This window comes from Streptomyces sp. NPDC090499, from assembly GCF_044769305.1.
Lineage (GTDB): Bacteria > Actinomycetota > Actinomycetes > Streptomycetales > Streptomycetaceae > Streptomyces.
This window is the reverse complement of the sequence record NZ_JBIVXP010000006.1, coordinates 208,492-223,810: the sequence shown is the minus strand read 5'-3', so window position 1 is coordinate 223,810 and position 15,319 is coordinate 208,492. Positions and strand designations below refer to the sequence as shown.

The 15,319-nt window shown below is 72.3% G+C and carries 13 protein-coding genes; 4 read left to right on the top strand and 9 right to left on the bottom strand.

Features of this window, described 5'->3' with window-relative positions; all coding sequences use genetic code 11:
* Positions 1 to 191 precede the first annotated feature (191 nt).
* Positions 192 to 818, bottom strand: a complete 627-nt coding sequence (locus ACIQVL_RS23740; RefSeq protein WP_403429375.1) for a TetR/AcrR family transcriptional regulator — start codon at positions 816 to 818, stop codon at positions 192 to 194.
* Positions 819 to 1,002: 184 nt separating this feature from the next.
* Here ACIQVL_RS23740 and ACIQVL_RS23735 point away from each other — a divergent pair, with 184 nt between their 5' ends.
* From ACIQVL_RS23735 to atzF, 4 genes are read left to right on the top strand one after another with little or no spacing between them, the layout of a single operon-like run.
* On the top strand, positions 1,003 to 1,827 hold the full coding sequence (locus ACIQVL_RS23735) for an urea amidolyase associated protein UAAP1 (protein ID WP_403476290.1): 825 nt from the start codon (positions 1,003 to 1,005) through the stop codon (positions 1,825 to 1,827).
* The gene (locus tag ACIQVL_RS23730) at positions 1,824 to 2,429 is read left to right on the top strand and encodes an urea amidolyase associated protein UAAP2 (protein ID WP_403476289.1); all 606 of its coding nucleotides are present in this window, start codon (positions 1,824 to 1,826) and stop codon (positions 2,427 to 2,429) included. Before ACIQVL_RS23735 ends, ACIQVL_RS23730 begins: the two co-directional genes overlap by 4 nt.
* The gene (locus ACIQVL_RS23725; RefSeq protein WP_403476288.1) at positions 2,426 to 5,938 is read left to right on the top strand and encodes a 5-oxoprolinase/urea amidolyase family protein; all 3,513 of its coding nucleotides are present in this window, start codon (positions 2,426 to 2,428) and stop codon (positions 5,936 to 5,938) included. Before ACIQVL_RS23730 ends, ACIQVL_RS23725 begins: the two co-directional genes overlap by 4 nt.
* 18 nt (positions 5,939 to 5,956) lie before the next feature.
* Positions 5,957 to 7,612, top strand: coding sequence for an allophanate hydrolase (atzF, locus tag ACIQVL_RS23720; protein ID WP_403476287.1), 1,656 nt, complete (start codon positions 5,957 to 5,959; stop codon positions 7,610 to 7,612).
* 101 nt (positions 7,613 to 7,713) lie between these two features.
* Here atzF and ACIQVL_RS23715 read toward each other — a convergent pair whose 3' ends face one another.
* From ACIQVL_RS23715 to ACIQVL_RS23680, 8 genes are all read right to left on the bottom strand, one after another.
* A complete protein-coding gene (locus ACIQVL_RS23715; protein ID WP_403429366.1) occupies positions 7,714 to 10,566 on the bottom strand; it encodes a DEAD/DEAH box helicase in 2,853 nt (950 codons plus the stop codon).
* Positions 10,567 to 10,649: 83 nt separating this feature from the next.
* The gene (gene tatC, locus ACIQVL_RS23710) at positions 10,650 to 11,591 is read right to left on the bottom strand and encodes a twin-arginine translocase subunit TatC (protein ID WP_403429364.1); all 942 of its coding nucleotides are present in this window, start codon (positions 11,589 to 11,591) and stop codon (positions 10,650 to 10,652) included.
* 47 nt (positions 11,592 to 11,638) lie between these two features.
* Positions 11,639 to 11,923 (bottom strand): Sec-independent protein translocase subunit TatA, encoded by a 285-nt coding sequence (gene tatA, locus ACIQVL_RS23705; protein WP_352365046.1) that lies wholly within the window; start codon positions 11,921 to 11,923, stop codon positions 11,639 to 11,641.
* Positions 11,924 to 12,182: 259 nt separating this feature from the next.
* Entirely contained in the window at positions 12,183 to 12,377 is a 195-nt protein-coding gene (locus ACIQVL_RS23700) for a hypothetical protein (protein WP_403429363.1), read from the bottom strand.
* A gap of 10 nt (positions 12,378 to 12,387) precedes the next feature.
* Positions 12,388 to 12,648: a hypothetical protein gene (locus tag ACIQVL_RS23695; RefSeq protein ID WP_403476401.1), complete on the bottom strand. Its 261-nt coding sequence runs from the start codon at positions 12,646 to 12,648 to the stop codon at positions 12,388 to 12,390.
* A 59-nt stretch (positions 12,649 to 12,707) separates the two neighbouring features.
* Entirely contained in the window at positions 12,708 to 13,727 is a 1,020-nt protein-coding gene (locus ACIQVL_RS23690; RefSeq protein WP_403429361.1) for a helix-turn-helix transcriptional regulator, read from the bottom strand.
* Between the two features lie 19 nt (positions 13,728 to 13,746).
* Entirely contained in the window at positions 13,747 to 14,724 is a 978-nt protein-coding gene (locus ACIQVL_RS23685) for a helix-turn-helix transcriptional regulator (RefSeq protein ID WP_403476286.1), read from the bottom strand.
* A 207-nt stretch (positions 14,725 to 14,931) separates the two neighbouring features.
* Positions 14,932 to 15,303, bottom strand: a complete 372-nt coding sequence (locus ACIQVL_RS23680) for an FKBP-type peptidyl-prolyl cis-trans isomerase (protein WP_403429359.1) — start codon at positions 15,301 to 15,303, stop codon at positions 14,932 to 14,934.
* Positions 15,304 to 15,319 lie beyond the last annotated feature (16 nt).

Genomic DNA, 15,319 nt, shown 5'->3' with positions numbered 1-15,319 from the left:
CGGATCAACGCCGTGTCATATTCGGCAAGCACCTGAAAACGCCCGAAGCACTGGAGTACCCTCGGTCGTTTTGCACGGAGGGCGTTCATTCGAACACGCCCCGTTACGGCGTACGGGCGTACGGAGGCCACTCACCGTGACGGGTGAAAGGAGCCTCCGGAGCGAAACCCCCGCCGCCCCCGCGAGCCCCCTCAGACCCCCACGATCCGCAGCGCGGCCTCGGCCGTGGCGCGGGCGAACTCGCGGGCGGGGCGCTCGGGTTCGGAGCGGTGGACGAGGATGACGCCCTCGATCAGCCCGAAGACCAGATCGGTCCGCAGCTCCAGCTCCCCCTTGGCCAGCGCCCCGCCGGCCGCCGTGGCCGCGATCAGCTGCCGGTAGGCGTCCTTGAGCTCGGCGCGTACGGCATGGAACCCCGCGAACCGCTCGGCGTGCACCTCGGGCAGCAGGTAGAGCGCGCCGAGGTTGTGCGGCCCGGCGCACAGCAGCTCCACGTCGGCCCGGCACAGGACCCGCAGCCGCTCCTCGGCCGGGGTCGCGTCGTCCGCGAGCAGCTCCCGCGCGCAGGCCAGGGAGGGCGTGACGGTGGACTCGAGGAGCTCGGCGAGGAGTTCCTCCTTGCCGGAGACGTAGTGGTACATCGACGCCTGCCGCATGCCCGCCCGCTCGGCGACGGCCCGGGTGGTGGTGGCCGCGTAGCCGTGGGTGGTGAACAAGTCGGCGGCAGCCGCGAGCAGTTCGGCCCGCGGTTCGAGACCGCTGTCCGGTCGCTGCGCGGCCCGCGGCCGGCCGACCCGGCGGCCACTGCTCGTCCCCATGCGTTCGATCCTCGCACACGACCCCGTAAGGCGATCACGCCCGCGCCGGCTCCGCCCGGCCGCCGTCCCCGGTGAGCCCTCGGCAACCGGGCCGTTACGCCGCGGCAACGCCGCCGACCCGGCCCGCCCCTAATTTCTGTCGAGCGACAGAAATCCCCCCAGTCCAAGGAGCCGGAGGTCAGCGATGGCGACAGCGACCACGTACGGAGCCCGCGCCCACGCCCGCGCCCAGGAGGGCAGCCGCGCCGAGGCCATGCCCGTCGTACCGGCCGCCGACTGGCCGGACCCGCCCTGCGAGGCGGGCCACCTGGTGTGGGCCGAGACGGTGGCGGGCGGCAACTACACGCACCGCGTCCTGGCCCGCGGCACCGAACTGCGCCTGACCGACCCGGTCGGCGACGCCTGCGCCCACCTCCTGCTGTACGCCGACGGCCGCCCCTGGGAGCGGCTGAACGTGGCCGACACGGTCAAGGTCCAGTGGAACGCCTACCTCGGCGAGGGCGTCCTGCTCCTCTCCGACCAGGGCCGGGTCCTCGCCTCCGTCGTCGCCGACACCTCCGGCCGGCACGACGCGCTGTGCGGCACCTCCACCCTGGCCCGCAACACCGAGCGGTACGGCGACGGCACCCCGCAGTCGTCCTCCCCCGCGGGTCGCGAGCTGTTCAAGCTGGCGGCGGCCAAGAACGGCCTGGAACCGCGCGACCTGCCGCCGTCCCTGTCGTTCTTCCAGGGCGTGGAGGTGCGCGAAGACGGCTCGCTGGACTTCACCGGCCCGTCCGGCCCCGGCGGCAGCGTCACGCTCCGCACCGAGCAGGACGTGACCGTGCTGATCGCCAACGTCCCGCACCCGGCCGACCCGCGCCCCGACTACGTCAGCTCCCCCCTGGAGGTGCTGGCCTGGCGCGCCGCCCCCACCCCGCCCGGCGACCCGCTCCGGGACGCCACCCCCGAAGGCCGCCGCGCCTTCCTCAACACCGCCGAATTCCTCGCCGCCAGGGGGCTCGCATGAGTACGCAGACCGTCGTCCCGGCCCGCGCCGCCTGGTCCGCGGTGATCCCCGGGGGCGCCTCCCTGACCATCACCGACCTGCACGGCAACCAGGCCGTCGACTTCCTCGTCTACGACGCCCACGACACCTCGGTCCGCTACAGCGCGCCCGACACCATCCACGCCCAGGGCAACATCTTCCTCACCACCGGCAGCGTGCTGCTCTCCAACGAGCACACCCCGCTGATGACGGTGACCGCCGACGAGGTCGGCCGGCACGACACGGTCGGCGGGGCCTGCTCCAAGGAGTCCAACACCCTCCGTTACGGCCACCACACCTGGTCGCAGCACGCGTGCGTCGACAACTTCCTGGCGGAGGGCGCGCGTCACGGCCTGGGCAAACGCGACCTGGTCTCCAACATCAACTGGTACATGAACGTGCCCGTCGAGCAGGACGGCACCCTCGGCATCGTCGACGGCCTCTCGGCCCCGGGCCGGAGGCTGACCCTGCGCGCCGAACGCGACGTCCTCGTCCTGGTCTCCAACTGCCCCCAGATCAACAACCCCTGCAACGGCTTCGACCCGACGGCTGTGGCGATGACGGTCACCGGGGCCGCGCAGTGACCTCCTTCGGCAAGCTCCTGGTCGCCAACCGCGGCGAGATAGCCGTCCGCGTCCTCCGCACCGCCCGCGAACTGGGCCTGCGCACGGTCGCCGTCTACTCCGACCCCGACCGCTCGGCCCCGCACGTACGCCTCGCCGACGAGGCGGTCCGGCTCGGCCCGGCGCCCGCGAAGGAGTCGTACCTCGACGCCGACCTGGTCCTCAAAGCGGCCAAGGACACCGGCGCCGGTGCGATCCACCCCGGCTACGGCTTCCTGTCCGAGGACGCCGACTTCGCCCGGCGCTGCACGGAGGCCGGGATCGTGTTCGTCGGCCCGACCCCCGAACAGCTGGAACTCTTCGGCGCGAAGCACACCGCACGGGCGGCGGCCGAGGCGGCCGGCGTCCCCCTCGCACCCGGCACCGGTCTGCTGCACGGCCTTCCCGAGGCCCTGCGCGAGGCGTCCGCGATCGGCTACCCGGTCATGCTCAAGGCCACCGGCGGCGGTGGCGGTATCGGCATGTCGGCATGTCGGTCGGCCGACGAACTGACCGACGCCTGGGACCGCGTCCAGCGGGTCGCCGCCGCCTCCTTCTCCTCCGCCGGGGTCTTCCTGGAACGCCTGGTCGAGGACGCCCGCCATGTCGAGGTCCAGGTCTTCGGAGACGGCGAGGGCCGGGTCGTCACCTTCGGCGACCGGGACTGCTCCCTCCAGCGCCGCAACCAGAAGGTCGTCGAGGAGGCCCCGGCTCCCGGCCTGCCGGACCACGTACGCACCCGACTCGCCGACGCCGCCCGCGACCTGTGCGCCTCGGTCGGCTACCGCTCCGCGGGCACGGTCGAGTTCGTGTACGACGCGGCCCGCGAGGAGGCCTACTTCCTGGAGGTCAACACCCGCCTCCAGGTGGAACATCCGGTCACCGAGGAGATCTACGGCGTCGACCTGGTCGCCTGGATGCTGCGGCTGGCCCGGGGCGAGACCGACGTGGTCCGGGACCCGGGCACCCCGCGCGGCCACGCCGTCGAGGCCCGCGTCTACGCCGAGGACCCCTCCCGCGACCACCGGCCCAGCGCGGGCCTGCTGACCCGGGTGGAGTTCCCGGACGGGGTACGCGTCGACGGCTGGGTGGAGACCGGGACCGAGGTGACGACGTCGTACGACCCGATGCTCGCCAAGGTGATCGCGTACGGCGCCGACCGCGCCGAGGCGCTCCGGCGGCTGGACGAGGGGCTGGCCCGCACCCGCGTGGACGGCATCGTGACCAACCTCGGCCTGGTCCGCGCCGCGCTCGCCGACCCCCGCTTCCGTTCTGCCGGCCACTCCACGGCCACCCTCGCCACGGTCGGCGACCCCACCCCCCGCATCGAGGTCGTCGCCGCGGGCACCCTCACCACGGTCCAGGACTGGCCGGGCCGCACCGGCTACTGGCAGGTCGGCGTCCCTCCGAGCGGCCCGATGGACGACCGCTCCTTCCGCCTCGGCAACCGCGCCCTGGGCAACCCGGAGGGCGCGCCCGGTCTCGAATGCACCCTCCAGGGCCCGTCCCTGCGCTTCACCCACCCCACCACCGTCTGCGTGACCGGCGCCCCGGCCCCGGTGACGGTCGACGGCGCCCCGGCCGCCCAGTGGGAGCCGGTGACCGTCCCGGCGGGCGGCCTGCTGGAGATCGGCGCCCCCGCCGAGCACGGGTTGCGCACCTACGTCCTGGTCGCCGGCGGCGGCCTGGACGTCCCCGCCTTCCTCGGCAGCGCGAGCACCTTCACCCTGGGCCGGTTCGGCGGCCACGGCGGCCGGGCGCTGCGCACGGGTGACGTCCTGCACGGCGGGGCCGTGACGGACGGCGCACCGGTCGCCGAACGCCCGCGCTTCACCACCGACTGGCGGCTCGCGGCCGTCGAAGGCCCCCATGCGGCCCCGGAGTTCTTCACCGAGGACGACATCCGCGACTTCTACGCGGCCGAGTGGAAGGTGCACTTCAACTCGGCGCGCACCGGGGTCCGCCTGGTCGGCCCCAAGCCGCGCTGGGCACGCACCGACGGCGGCGAGGCGGGCCTGCACCCGTCCAACATCCACGACACCCCGTACTCGGTCGGCGCCGTCGACTACACCGGCGACATGCCGGTCCTGCTCGGCCCCGACGGCCCCTCCCTGGGCGGCTTCGTCTGCCCGGCGACGGTCCCGAGCGGCGAACGCTGGAAGCTCGGCCAGCTCCGCCCCGGCGACACGGTCCGCTTCGCCCCCGTCGACGTCACGGGCGCTCCCCGCCCCGAGATCGCCGACGGCGGAGTCCTGGCCCGCGACGGTGACGTGACCTACCGGCGCAGCGGCGACGACAACCTGCTGGTCGAGTTCGGCCCCATGCAACTCGACCTGGCCCTGCGGATGCGCGTCCACGCGCTGATGGAGGCGGTGACGGCGGCGGAGCTGCCCGGGGTCACGGACCTCACCCCCGGCATCCGCTCCCTCCAGATCCGGACCGACCCCCTCGTCCTCCCCCAGGCCGGGCTCCTCGGCGTGGTGCGGGAGATCGTGGAGGGGCTGCCGCCCACCGACGAACTCGTGGTCCCCTCCCGCACGGTCCACCTCCCCCTGTCCTGGGACGACCCGGCGACCCGCGAGGCGATCGCCCGCTACATGGCGGGCGTCCGCGACGACGCGCCCTGGTGCCCGTGGAACATCGAGTTCATCCGCCGGATCAACGGCCTGGACTCGGTCGACGACGTCCACCGCACGGTCTTCGACGCGGAGTACCTGGTCCTGGGCCTCGGCGACGTGTACCTGGGCGCCCCGGTGGCCACCCCGCTGGACCCCCGCCACCGGCTGGTCACCACGAAGTACAACCCGGCCCGCACCTGGACCGCCGAGAACTCGGTGGGCATCGGCGGCGCCTACCTGTGCGTCTACGGCATGGAGGGGCCGGGCGGCTACCAGTTCGTGGGCCGTACGACCCAGGTGTGGTCGGGCTGGCAGCAGCGCGGCGCGTTCGAGCCGGGCATGCCGTGGCTGCTGCGGTTCTTCGACCGGATCAGGTGGTACCCGGTGTCCGCGGACGAACTCCTGGACCTGCGCGCCGACATCACCTCCGGCCGCTTTGTCCCGCGCATCGAGGAGGGCACCTTCTCGCTCGCCGCGTACGAGAGCTTCCTCACCGAACACGCGGCATCCATCGCGGAGTTCAGGTCACGTCAGCGGACGGCCTTCGCGGCGGAGCGCGACGCGTGGGAAGCGGCGGGCGAGTTCGCGCGGGCGGACGCCTCGGCCGCTCCGGCCGCCGCACCGGCCGAGGTGACCGTCCCGCCGGGCGGCCGTCTGATAGAGGCCGAGTACGCCGCCTCGGTATGGCAGTTGAACGTCGCGCCGGGCGACGAGGTGACGGCCGGCCAGCCGCTCCTCGCCCTGGAGGCGATGAAGATGGAGTCCAGGGTGCACGCGCCGGTGCCCGGTGTGGTGACGGAGATCCTGGCCCGGCCCGGCGACCAGGTGGAGGCGGGGACGGCACTGCTCGTCCTGGCGCCGGCCGCGAACTGAGCGACAGGAGCAAGAAGCATGTCCAGTACCCTCTCCCGTGTCCGTGCCGCCTACGCGCGCATCGAGGCAGTCGACCGGCCCGAGATCTGGATCGACCTGCGCCCGCAGGCGGCGGCCGAGGCGGAGGCCCGCGCGATCGACGAGCGGGTGGCCGCGGGGGAACACCTCCCCCTCGCGGGCCGCCTGTTCGCCGCCAAGGGCAACATCGACGTGCACGGCCTGCCCACGACGGCGGGCTGCCCGGCGTACGCCTACGAACCGGAGGCCGACGCCCCGGCGGTGGCCCGGCTGCGCGCGGCCGGCGCACTCGCCCTCGGCACCACCAACCTCGACCAGTTCGCGACCGGCCTGGTCGGTACCCGCTCCCCGCACGGCGCGGTCCGCAACGCGATCGACTCCGGCCGGATCAGCGGCGGCTCCAGCTCCGGCTCGGCCGTCGCCGTGGCCCTCGGCATCGTCGACCTCGCCCTCGGCACGGACACCGCGGGCTCCGGCCGGGTCCCGGCCGCCTTCAACGGCATCGTCGGCCTGAAACCCACCCGCGGCCTGGTGCCGACCGCCGGTGTCGTCCCGGCCTGCGCGTCCGTCGACTGCGTGACGGTGTTCGCCCGCACCCTCCCGGAGGCGGAGCACGCACTGTCGTACCTGGCGTCCCCGCCGGACCGCACACTCCCGGCCCTCCCCCAGCGGGCCCCTGGCCCCTGGCGGATCGCGGTCCCGCCCCTGACCCAGCTCGGCGAGCTGGACGAGGGCTGGGCGGAGGCCTATGAGGCGGCGGTGGACCGACTGGCCGCCGCCGGCGCCTCGATCCGCCCGCTCGACCAGAGCCCCTTCACCGAGGCGGCCGCGATGCTGTACGAGGGCGCCTTCGTCGCCGAGCGCTACACGGCAGTGGGCGCCTTTGTCGACAAGTTGATCTCGTCCGGCGGGGAGGGCCTCGACCCCACCGTGGCCGGCATCATCACCCGGGCCCGGGACATCCCGGCCCACCGGCTCTTCACCGACCAGGACCGGCTCGCGGAGCTGCGCACCCGTGCCCTGGCCGGACTCGGCGACGCGGACGCCCTGCTGCTGCCCACCACCCCCGGCCATCCCACCCTCGCCGAGGTGGCCGCCGACCCGCTGGGGGCCAACGCCCGCCTGGGCCGCTTCACCAACTCCACCAACCTCTTCGACCTGGCGGCCGTGGCGGTCCCGGCGGGCGAGGTGAACGGCCTGCCGTTCGGCGTGATGCTGATCGGCCCGGCGTTCACCGACGACCGCCTCGCCACCATCGCCCGCGCCCTGGAGCCGAGGGTGAGCCTGGCGGTGGCCGGCGCCCACCTGACGGGCCAGCCCCTCAACCCCCAGCTCCTGGCGCTGGGCGCGGTGTTCGAGCGCACCACCACGACGGCACCGGCATACCGCTTCTACGCGCTGCCGACGACCCCACCGAAGCCGGGCCTGGTCCACGTGGACGAGGGCGGGGCGACGATCGAGGCGGAGGTGTGGAGTCTGCCGCCCGAGGGCCTGGGCCGCCTCCTCGCGACGCTCCCCCACCCCATGACACTGGGCAGCGTCGATCTGTCGGACGGCACAACGGTCCCCGGCTTCCTGTGCGAACCGAGCGCCCTGACGGACGCCGAGGACATCACACGGTACGGAGGCTGGCGAGCCTACTTGGACAAGGCTTAGCAGCAGCGCCCCGTCAGGGGCGCTGGGGGTACCCCCGGCCGAAGGCTGGGGGAGGAACTGCGCGACCAGCCACAGGCCAGCCGCACCCGCCAACGAATCCGTCACCCCACCGACGAGTAGGCCACAACCCCCCGCAGCACCAGATCAACCGCCTTCCGCGCAGCCTTCCCCACGGTCGAGCCCTCCACCGGAGACGCAGCCGCGATCTGCCCCAGCACGTCGATGACCTGCTTGCACCACCGCACGAAGTCGCCGGCCGGCATCTCCGCCTCCCGCAGCACCTCGTCCAGGCCCAGCCCCGTCGCCCACATGTAGGCCGCCCAGGCGAAGCCGAGGTCCGGTTCGCGCTGTCCGACGCCCTCGGTCTGGTTGATCCGGAAGTCCTCCTCGAGGGCGTCGAGCCGCCCCCAGATCCGCACCATCTCACCGAGCGCGGCCTTGGCCTTCCCGGAGGGCAGCTTGGGCGCCATCGCGTCGTCGCCGACCCGGGCCTCGTACACCAGCGCCGAGACGCAGGCGGCGAGTTCGGCGGGGCTGAGCCCCTCCCACACGCCGGCCCGCAGGCATTCGCTGGCGAGCAGGTCGAGTTCGCCGTACAGGCGCGCCAGCCGCTTGCCGTGTTCGGTGACCTCGTCGCCGCGCAGGTAGTCCAGCTCGGTCAGCAGCGCCACGATCCGGTCGAAGGTCCGGGCGATGGTGTTGGTCCGGCCCTCGATGCGCCGCTCCAGCTGGGAGGTGTCGCGGATCAGCCGGTGGTAGCGCTCGGCCCAACGGGCGTGGTCCTCGCGGTCGTTGCAGCCGTGGCAGGGGTGCGCCCGGATCGCGGTGCGCAGGCGGGCGATCTCGCGGTCGTCGGCCGCCTGCGAGCGCTTCTTGCGGGCCCGCTCCGGCGGGATGTGCCCGGCCTTGGTGCGCAGCGCGGAGGCGAGGTCCCGACGGGACTGCGGGGAGCGGGGGTTGAAGGACTTGGGGATCCGCATCCGCTCCAGCGCCTCGACCGGCACCGGGAAGTCGATGGAGGCGAGCCGCTTGACCTGCCGTTCGGCCGTGAGGACCAACGGCCGGGGCCCGTCGTGCTGTTCGAAGCCGCGGTGGCCGTTGGACCGCCCGGCGGGCAGCCCGGGGTCGAGGACCAGCGCGAGCCCGGCGTACTTGCCGGTCGGCACATGGATGACGTCGCCCGGCTTGAGCTTCTCCAGGGCGACCGCCGCCTCGGCGCGCCGCTCGGAGACGCCCTGCCGGGCCAGTTCGGTCTCGCGGTCCTTCAGCTCCCGCCGCAGCCGCGCGTACTCCTCGAAGTCGCCGAGGTGGCAGGTCATGGACTCCTTGTACCCGGCGAGCCCTTCCTCGTTGCGCTGCACCTGGCGGGAGATCCCGACGACCGACTTGTCGGCCTGGAACTGCGCGAACGACGTCTCCAGCAGTTCCCGCGAGCGGTGCCGCCCGAACTGGTCGACCAGGTTGACCGCCATGTTGTACGACGGCTTGAAGCTGGACCGCAGCGGATACGTACGGGTGCCCGCCAGCCCGGCGAGGTGCTCGGGGCTCATCCCGCGCTGCCACAGCACCACGGCATGGCCCTCGACGTCGATACCCCGGCGGCCGGCCCGCCCGGTCAACTGTGTGTACTCGCCGGGCGTGATGTCGGCGTGCTGCTCGCCGTTCCACTTGACGAGCTTCTCCAGCACCACCGAGCGGGCGGGCATGTTGATGCCGAGCGCGAGGGTCTCGGTGGCGAACACGGCCTTCACCAGGCCGCGTACGAAGAGTTCCTCGACGACCTCCTTGAAGGTCGGGAGCATGCCGGCATGGTGGGCGGCGATGCCGCGCTCCAGGCCTTCGAGCCACTCGTAGTAACCGAGGACGTGCAGGTCCTCCGGCGGGATCGAGGAGGTGCGCTCCTCGACGAGGGCACGCACCTTGTCCCGCGCCTCGTCGTCGTTGAGCCTCAGGCCCGCGTAGAGGCACTGCTGGACGGCGGCCTCGCAGGCGGCGCGGCTGAAGATGAAGGTGATGGCGGGCAGCAGGCCCTCGTTGTCGAGCCGCTCGATGACCTCGGGGCGGCCCGGTGTCCACACCCGGGACCGCTGTCGGCGCTCCCGCTCCCGGTCGGCCTCGCGCATCGCCCGGCCGCGTCTGCGGTCCTGGAACGACGGGCGCTGCGCCTCCATGCGGGCCAGCCGGGCGAGGTCGGGGTTGACGGCCTTCTTGTGGCCCTCGCCCTCCTCGAACAGGTCGTACATCCGGCGTCCGGCGAGCACGTGCTGGAAGAGCGGGACCGGCCGGTGCTCGGAGACGATGACCTCGGTGTCGCCGCGGACGGTGTCGAGCCAGTCGCCGAACTCCTCGGCGTTGGAGACGGTCGCCGACAGGGACACCAGGGTCACGGACTCCGGGAGGTGGATGATCACCTCTTCCCAGACGGCGCCGCGGAACCGGTCGGAGAGGTAGTGGACCTCGTCCATCACCACGTAACCGAGGCCGATGAGGGTCTGGGAGCCCGCGTACAGCATGTTCCGCAGGACCTCGGTGGTCATGACGACCACGGCGGCGTCCGGGTTGATGCTGTTGTCACCGGTGAGGAGGCCGACCATGCCGTCGCCGTAGCGGCGGCAGAGATCGGCGTACTTCTGGTTCGACAGCGCCTTGATGGGTGTCGTGTAGAAGCACTTCTTGCCCTGCATGAGGGCGAGGTGGACGGCGAACTCGCCCACGATCGTCTTGCCGGAGCCGGTGGGGGCGGCCACCAGTACGCCCTTTCCGGCTTCGAGCGCCTGGCAGGCCTCGATCTGGAAGGGGTCGAGGCCGAAGTCGTACATCTCGCGGAACGACGCGAGCGCGGTGGCCTGCTCGGCGGCCCGCTTGCGGGCCACCGCATACCGCTCGGCCGGTGAGAGGTCCTCTGTCATCGTGCTTTCGAGCGTACCGGTCCCCACTGACAACAGGACGATCATTATCCGGAACATGGGACAACGGACAACGAAGAGGTGCCCGCGTCATGGGACGCGGGCACCTCCCGGTGAATGTGGTCGCCCGGTCAGGTCACGTCGTCGTAGCCGTTGACCCGGTCCGGGCCCTCGGGCAGCGCGCGGCTGGCGGAGACGGTCTCGATCTCGCCGACGTCCTCGGGGGTGAGGTCGAGGTCGGAGGCCTCGTCGTCGTCGAGGCCGTCGTCGTCGCGGCGGCGCTTGCGCCGGTCGTTCAGGAGGGAGAACGCGACCGCGGCGAAGTACAGCACCCAGATCGGTCCGGCGAGCGCGAGCATGGAGAGCGGGTCGGTGCTCGGGGTGGCCACGGCCGCGAAGACCGTGATGCCGAGGATCATCGCCCGCCACCAGCCGAGCATGCGCTTGCCGGTGATGATGCCGGTGAGATTGAGCATCACCAGGAGCAGGGGCAGCTCGAAGGAGAGACCGAAGACGATCACCATGCGGGTGACCAGCTGCAGCAGGTCGTCGAGCGGCAGCAGGTTGCTGACCCCGTGCGGGGTGAAGCCGATGAGCACCTTCGCGGTGGTCGGCAGGACCCGGTACGCGAAGTAGGCGCCGGCGAAGAAGAGCGGGACGCCGGTGCCGACGAACGCGTAGGCGTACTTCTTCTCATGCCGGTGCAGACCGGGAGCGACGAACGCCCACAGCTGGTACAGCCACACCGGCGAGGCGAACACCACGCCCGCCATCAGGGAGACCTGGAGGGCGAGGGTGAACGGCGCGAGCAGACCGTTGATGGTGATCTGCGCGCACTGCTCGTCACCCTTCGTCGTGTTCATCTCCGAGAAGGTGTGGTGGCAACCGACCGAGTCGAGGATCGGCTTGGTGAGAAAGTCGATGATGTTGTTGTAGAAGAAGGCGGCGACCACCGTGATGACGATGATGGCCAGCATCGCCTTCGCGAGCCGGTTGCGGAGCTCGCGAAGGTGATCCGCGAGAGGCATCCGCCCCTCGGGATCCTTCTCCTGTTTGCGGGCAGACTTTTGCAACCCACGTCCTCATCTCGTGCGGCAGGCCGGGGGCTACCGGCCTTGCATCAGCGCTGGGTGGAGTCCGACGGCTCGTTGACCGGGCGGGCGCTGGTCACGTCGCCGGGGGCCGCCTGAATGGTGCGCTGCGCCTGGGACTGCTCGCCGGAGGCGGGCGCCTGGGCGGAGGTCGTGGTGTTGCCGTCTTCCTTCATCGCCTTGGCCTCGCTCTTGAGGATGCGAGCGGACTTGCCGAGCGAGCGCGCCATGTCGGGAAGCTTCTTCGCGCCGAACAGCAGGATGACGACGACGAGGATGAGAATGATCTCGGGGGCGCCGAGCCTTCCGAACATAAGTCTTTACCTTCTCACCGAGGCGGCTGGGTGGGATGCTGTCAGATCCGTCGGACATGCGTCCGAGTGATCGTGCTCTCAGCGATCGTAACGCTCAGGGGTAAACGTCAGGCAATCCCCGTGCGTACTCCCGGTCCGCGGAACGGGCCTCGTTCTCCGTGCCGCTGCAGCAGCGTACCTTTCCCACCGGGCGCCGTGACAGGGCGAAGTGACGCAAACCGCTTATGGCCCACTACTCACACCGCTCGCACAGCGGGAGTCACAGTGCGTCCACAGTGCGGGCCGCGCTCTCGGCCGCCCGCTCCAGGTCCTCCGCGGCCCGGTTGATGCGCCGTGCCGACTCCGCGACCTGCGCGCCCAGCCGCCGCGCCTCCAGGAAGACCCGGACGGCGAGCACACCGAGCACGGCGAGACCCACGAAACCCACAGCTACCGCGACCATCGCCCAGAACATGGGGCCGAGCCTAGACGGTGGGGTGCAGCCGCAGTGTCCTGACCCCGCCGCCGGTGAGCAGTTCGACGATCCGCTCGCCGGCGGGCTTGCGGACGGCGGCCCCGCAGTCGGGGCAGGTGAACGAGTAGAACGTCGTCTTGCTGGTGGCTCCGATGGCCAGGCGCAGGGCGCTCGCGGTGAGCTCGAAACTGTTCCGGCAGTCCGGGCAGCCCGCCCTGAACACCACGGGGACCACTCTTCTCATCCCGGCGAAGGCGGCCGCGACCGTCATCTCGCGCGCGCCCGCGCCGCCGGAACCCGAAGACCCCTCCAGAACGCCCGAAGACTCGTTCAAAACCCTCGCCCCTGCCCTTCCTCGTCGCCGTGCCCAACGTGGTCGTACGCCGCCAGTGCCTCGCGGGCCGCCCGGCGGGCGCTGTCGGCCAGCTCGGGCGGTGACACGATCCGGCCGTCGCCGCCGAGCCTGAGCGCCAGCCGGCGCAGGGAGGCCGGATCGGGGGTGCGCAGAGTAATACGCAGCCCGCCGTCGGGAAGCTCATCCGCGCTGTCGTGCGGGTAGTACTCGGCGACCCAGCGGCCGGCCGGGCCGACCTCGACGACCACCTCGGGGTCCTCGGCGGCCGGCTGCACCAGGGCCTCGGACAGGTCGCGCAGCTCGATCTCGGGGGGTGCGGACGGCTCGTCGAGGATCCTGATCTCGGCGACCCGGTCGAGCCGGAAGGTGCGCCGGGCCTCGGAGCGGCGGCACCAGGCCTCCACATAGGTGTGGCCGACGCTGACCAGGCGGATGGGGTCGATCTCGCGCTCGGTCAGCTCGTCGCGGGCCGGTGAGTAGTAGCGGATCCACAGCCGGCGGCGCTCGGCGATGGCCCGGTCGACGTCGGCGAAGACCCCGCCCTCGGACTCGAAGGTCACCGACAGCCGGGCGCTGGCGTCGCCCGCCTCGCCGGCCGCGGTCTCCACCTTGGCGGTGGCCCGCAGCAGCGCCTGCCGGTCGCCCTCGCGCAGGCCGGGCAGGGTGGCCACCGCGCGGGCCGCGACCAGGAGCGCGGTCGCCTCGTCGGCGGCGAGCCTGAGCGGTTCGGCGGCCTCCTCGCCGAGCGCGGCCGCGTTGTGCCACCAGATCCGCTCGCCGTCGGTGTCGATGTCCAGCAGATCGCCGCCCCGGAAGCTGGTGCCGCACATGGGCAGCACGTCGAGGTCGGAGACCAGCTCGTCCTCGGTGATCCCGAAGGCGCGCGCCACGTCCGCGATCCGGGCGCCGGGGCGCTCGCGCAGGTAGGTCACCAGGGAGAGCATCCGCCGGGTCTGGTCGATGGCGTTCACGGGCCTGACCGGTTTGCCTGCCACTGCCTTGCTCCGCTCCCCCTCAGCCCTTGGCCACGGCACGCAGCCGGTCCACGACGTCCGCCCGCAGCTCGGCCGGCTCCAGGACCACCACGTCCGGCCCGAACTCCACCAGCCAGGCGTCCAGCCCGTGCCCGTACGGAATCTCCAACTCGTCCCACCCGTCTCCGAGTTCCCGCACCGCGGCGGCCTTCGCCCGAAGGGGGTAGCCGGCACCGGAGCGCAGCCGGATCAGCGCGGAACGGTCCGCGATCTCACCGGCCCAGCTCGCCACCGTCTCGCGGACGGTGACGACGTCCGGGACCGGCGCGGTGAAGGCGGTGCCCCGGGAGCGGACCTTCCCGGTGATCCGGGACAGCCGGAACACCCGCTCGGCGCCCCGGTCGCGGTCCCAGCCCGCCAGGTACCAGTGGCCGCGCCAGCACTCCAGGGCCCAGGGCTCCACGTTCCGGGTCTCGGGGCGGGCGGCGGTGGCCTTGCGGTAGTCGAAGACGACCGGGCGGCGGTCCCGGCAGGCCAGCATCAGCGGCTCGAAGGCGGCCTCGTGCACCGGGATCCGCGGTTCCAGGGCGCCGTGCACCTCGTACGGGTCGACATCCTCGGGAAGGCCCGCCGCACGGAGCTTCTGCAGGGCGCCGCTGGCGGCACCGGCCAGCCGGGCCTGCTGCCAGATCTTCGCGGCGAGACCGAGGGCGGCGGCCTCCTCGGCGTCCAGGGTGATGGGCGGCAGGCGGTTGCTGTCGCGGCGCGCGAGGTAGCCGACCTCGCCGTCCAGGTTCTCGACGGTCTCGATCACCAGCCCGAGTTCGCGGAGATCGTCCTTGTCCCGCTCGAACATCCGGCTGAAGGAGTCGTCGCTGCCCGCCGCACCCCTTCCGGGCCCGGTGGCCTCGACGTATGCCTCGATGGAGTCCCGCAGCTCACGCTTGCTGAGCGGCCGCCGCGTCCCCAGCAGGCACAGCGCCAGGTTCATCAGCCGCTCGGCCTTGGCAATGGCCATCGACGCCCTTCGCCTTCCCTATGGTGCTCCTGACCGATGACCGTACCGCTCCGGAGTGTCACGGCAAAAGCGAGTCCAAACAATGGCGGCCGAAACGGACACGACACGACAAACGACGAGGGCCCGCGCACACGGCGCGGGCCCTCGTCCAGCCGGTTCCCGGTCAGGACCGGCCGGCGCGCGAACGACGCCGGCCGGGAACGGGGATCAGACCCCGAGCAGGTCCACGACGAAGATCAGCGTCTCGCCGGGCTTGATCGCCGGAGTCGGGCTCTGGTCGCCGTAGGCGAGGTGGGCGGGAATGGTCAGCTGGCGACGCCCGCCGACCTTCATGCCCTGCACGCCCTGGTCCCAGCCCTTGATGACCCGGCCGCCGCCCAGCGGGAAGCGGAACGGCGCGCCGCGGTTCCAGCTGGCGTCGAACTCCTCGCCGGTGCTGAACGCGACACCCACGTAGTGCACGGTGACGGTCTGGCCCGCCTGGGCCACCTCGCCGTCACCCTCCCAGATGTCCTTGATCTCCAGGTCGGCCGGGGCCTCGCCCTCGGGGAAGTCGATCTCGGGCTTGTCGATGTTCACGTCTTCCGCTCCTGCT

What these genes read in the sequence shown, in the direction of transcription:
- ACIQVL_RS23740 (WP_403429375.1), bottom strand. Translation starts at nt 818, where the DNA reads ATGGGGACGAGCAGTGGCCGCCGGGTCGGCCGGCCGCGGGCCGCGCAG.
- ACIQVL_RS23735 (WP_403476290.1), top strand. Translation starts at nt 1,003, where the DNA reads ATGGCGACAGCGACCACGTACGGAGCCCGCGCCCACGCCCGCGCCCAG.
- ACIQVL_RS23730 (WP_403476289.1), top strand. Translation starts at nt 1,824, where the DNA reads ATGAGTACGCAGACCGTCGTCCCGGCCCGCGCCGCCTGGTCCGCGGTG.
- atzF (WP_403476287.1), top strand. Translation starts at nt 5,957, where the DNA reads ATGTCCAGTACCCTCTCCCGTGTCCGTGCCGCCTACGCGCGCATCGAG.
- ACIQVL_RS23715 (WP_403429366.1), bottom strand. Translation starts at nt 10,566, where the DNA reads ATGATCGTCCTGTTGTCAGTGGGGACCGGTACGCTCGAAAGCACGATG.
- tatA (WP_352365046.1), bottom strand. Translation starts at nt 11,923, where the DNA reads ATGTTCGGAAGGCTCGGCGCCCCCGAGATCATTCTCATCCTCGTCGTC.
- ACIQVL_RS23700 (WP_403429363.1), bottom strand. Translation starts at nt 12,377, where the DNA reads ATGTTCTGGGCGATGGTCGCGGTAGCTGTGGGTTTCGTGGGTCTCGCC.
- ACIQVL_RS23695 (WP_403476401.1), bottom strand. Translation starts at nt 12,648, where the DNA reads ATGACGGTCGCGGCCGCCTTCGCCGGGATGAGAAGAGTGGTCCCCGTG.
- ACIQVL_RS23685 (WP_403476286.1), bottom strand. Translation starts at nt 14,724, where the DNA reads ATGGCCATTGCCAAGGCCGAGCGGCTGATGAACCTGGCGCTGTGCCTG.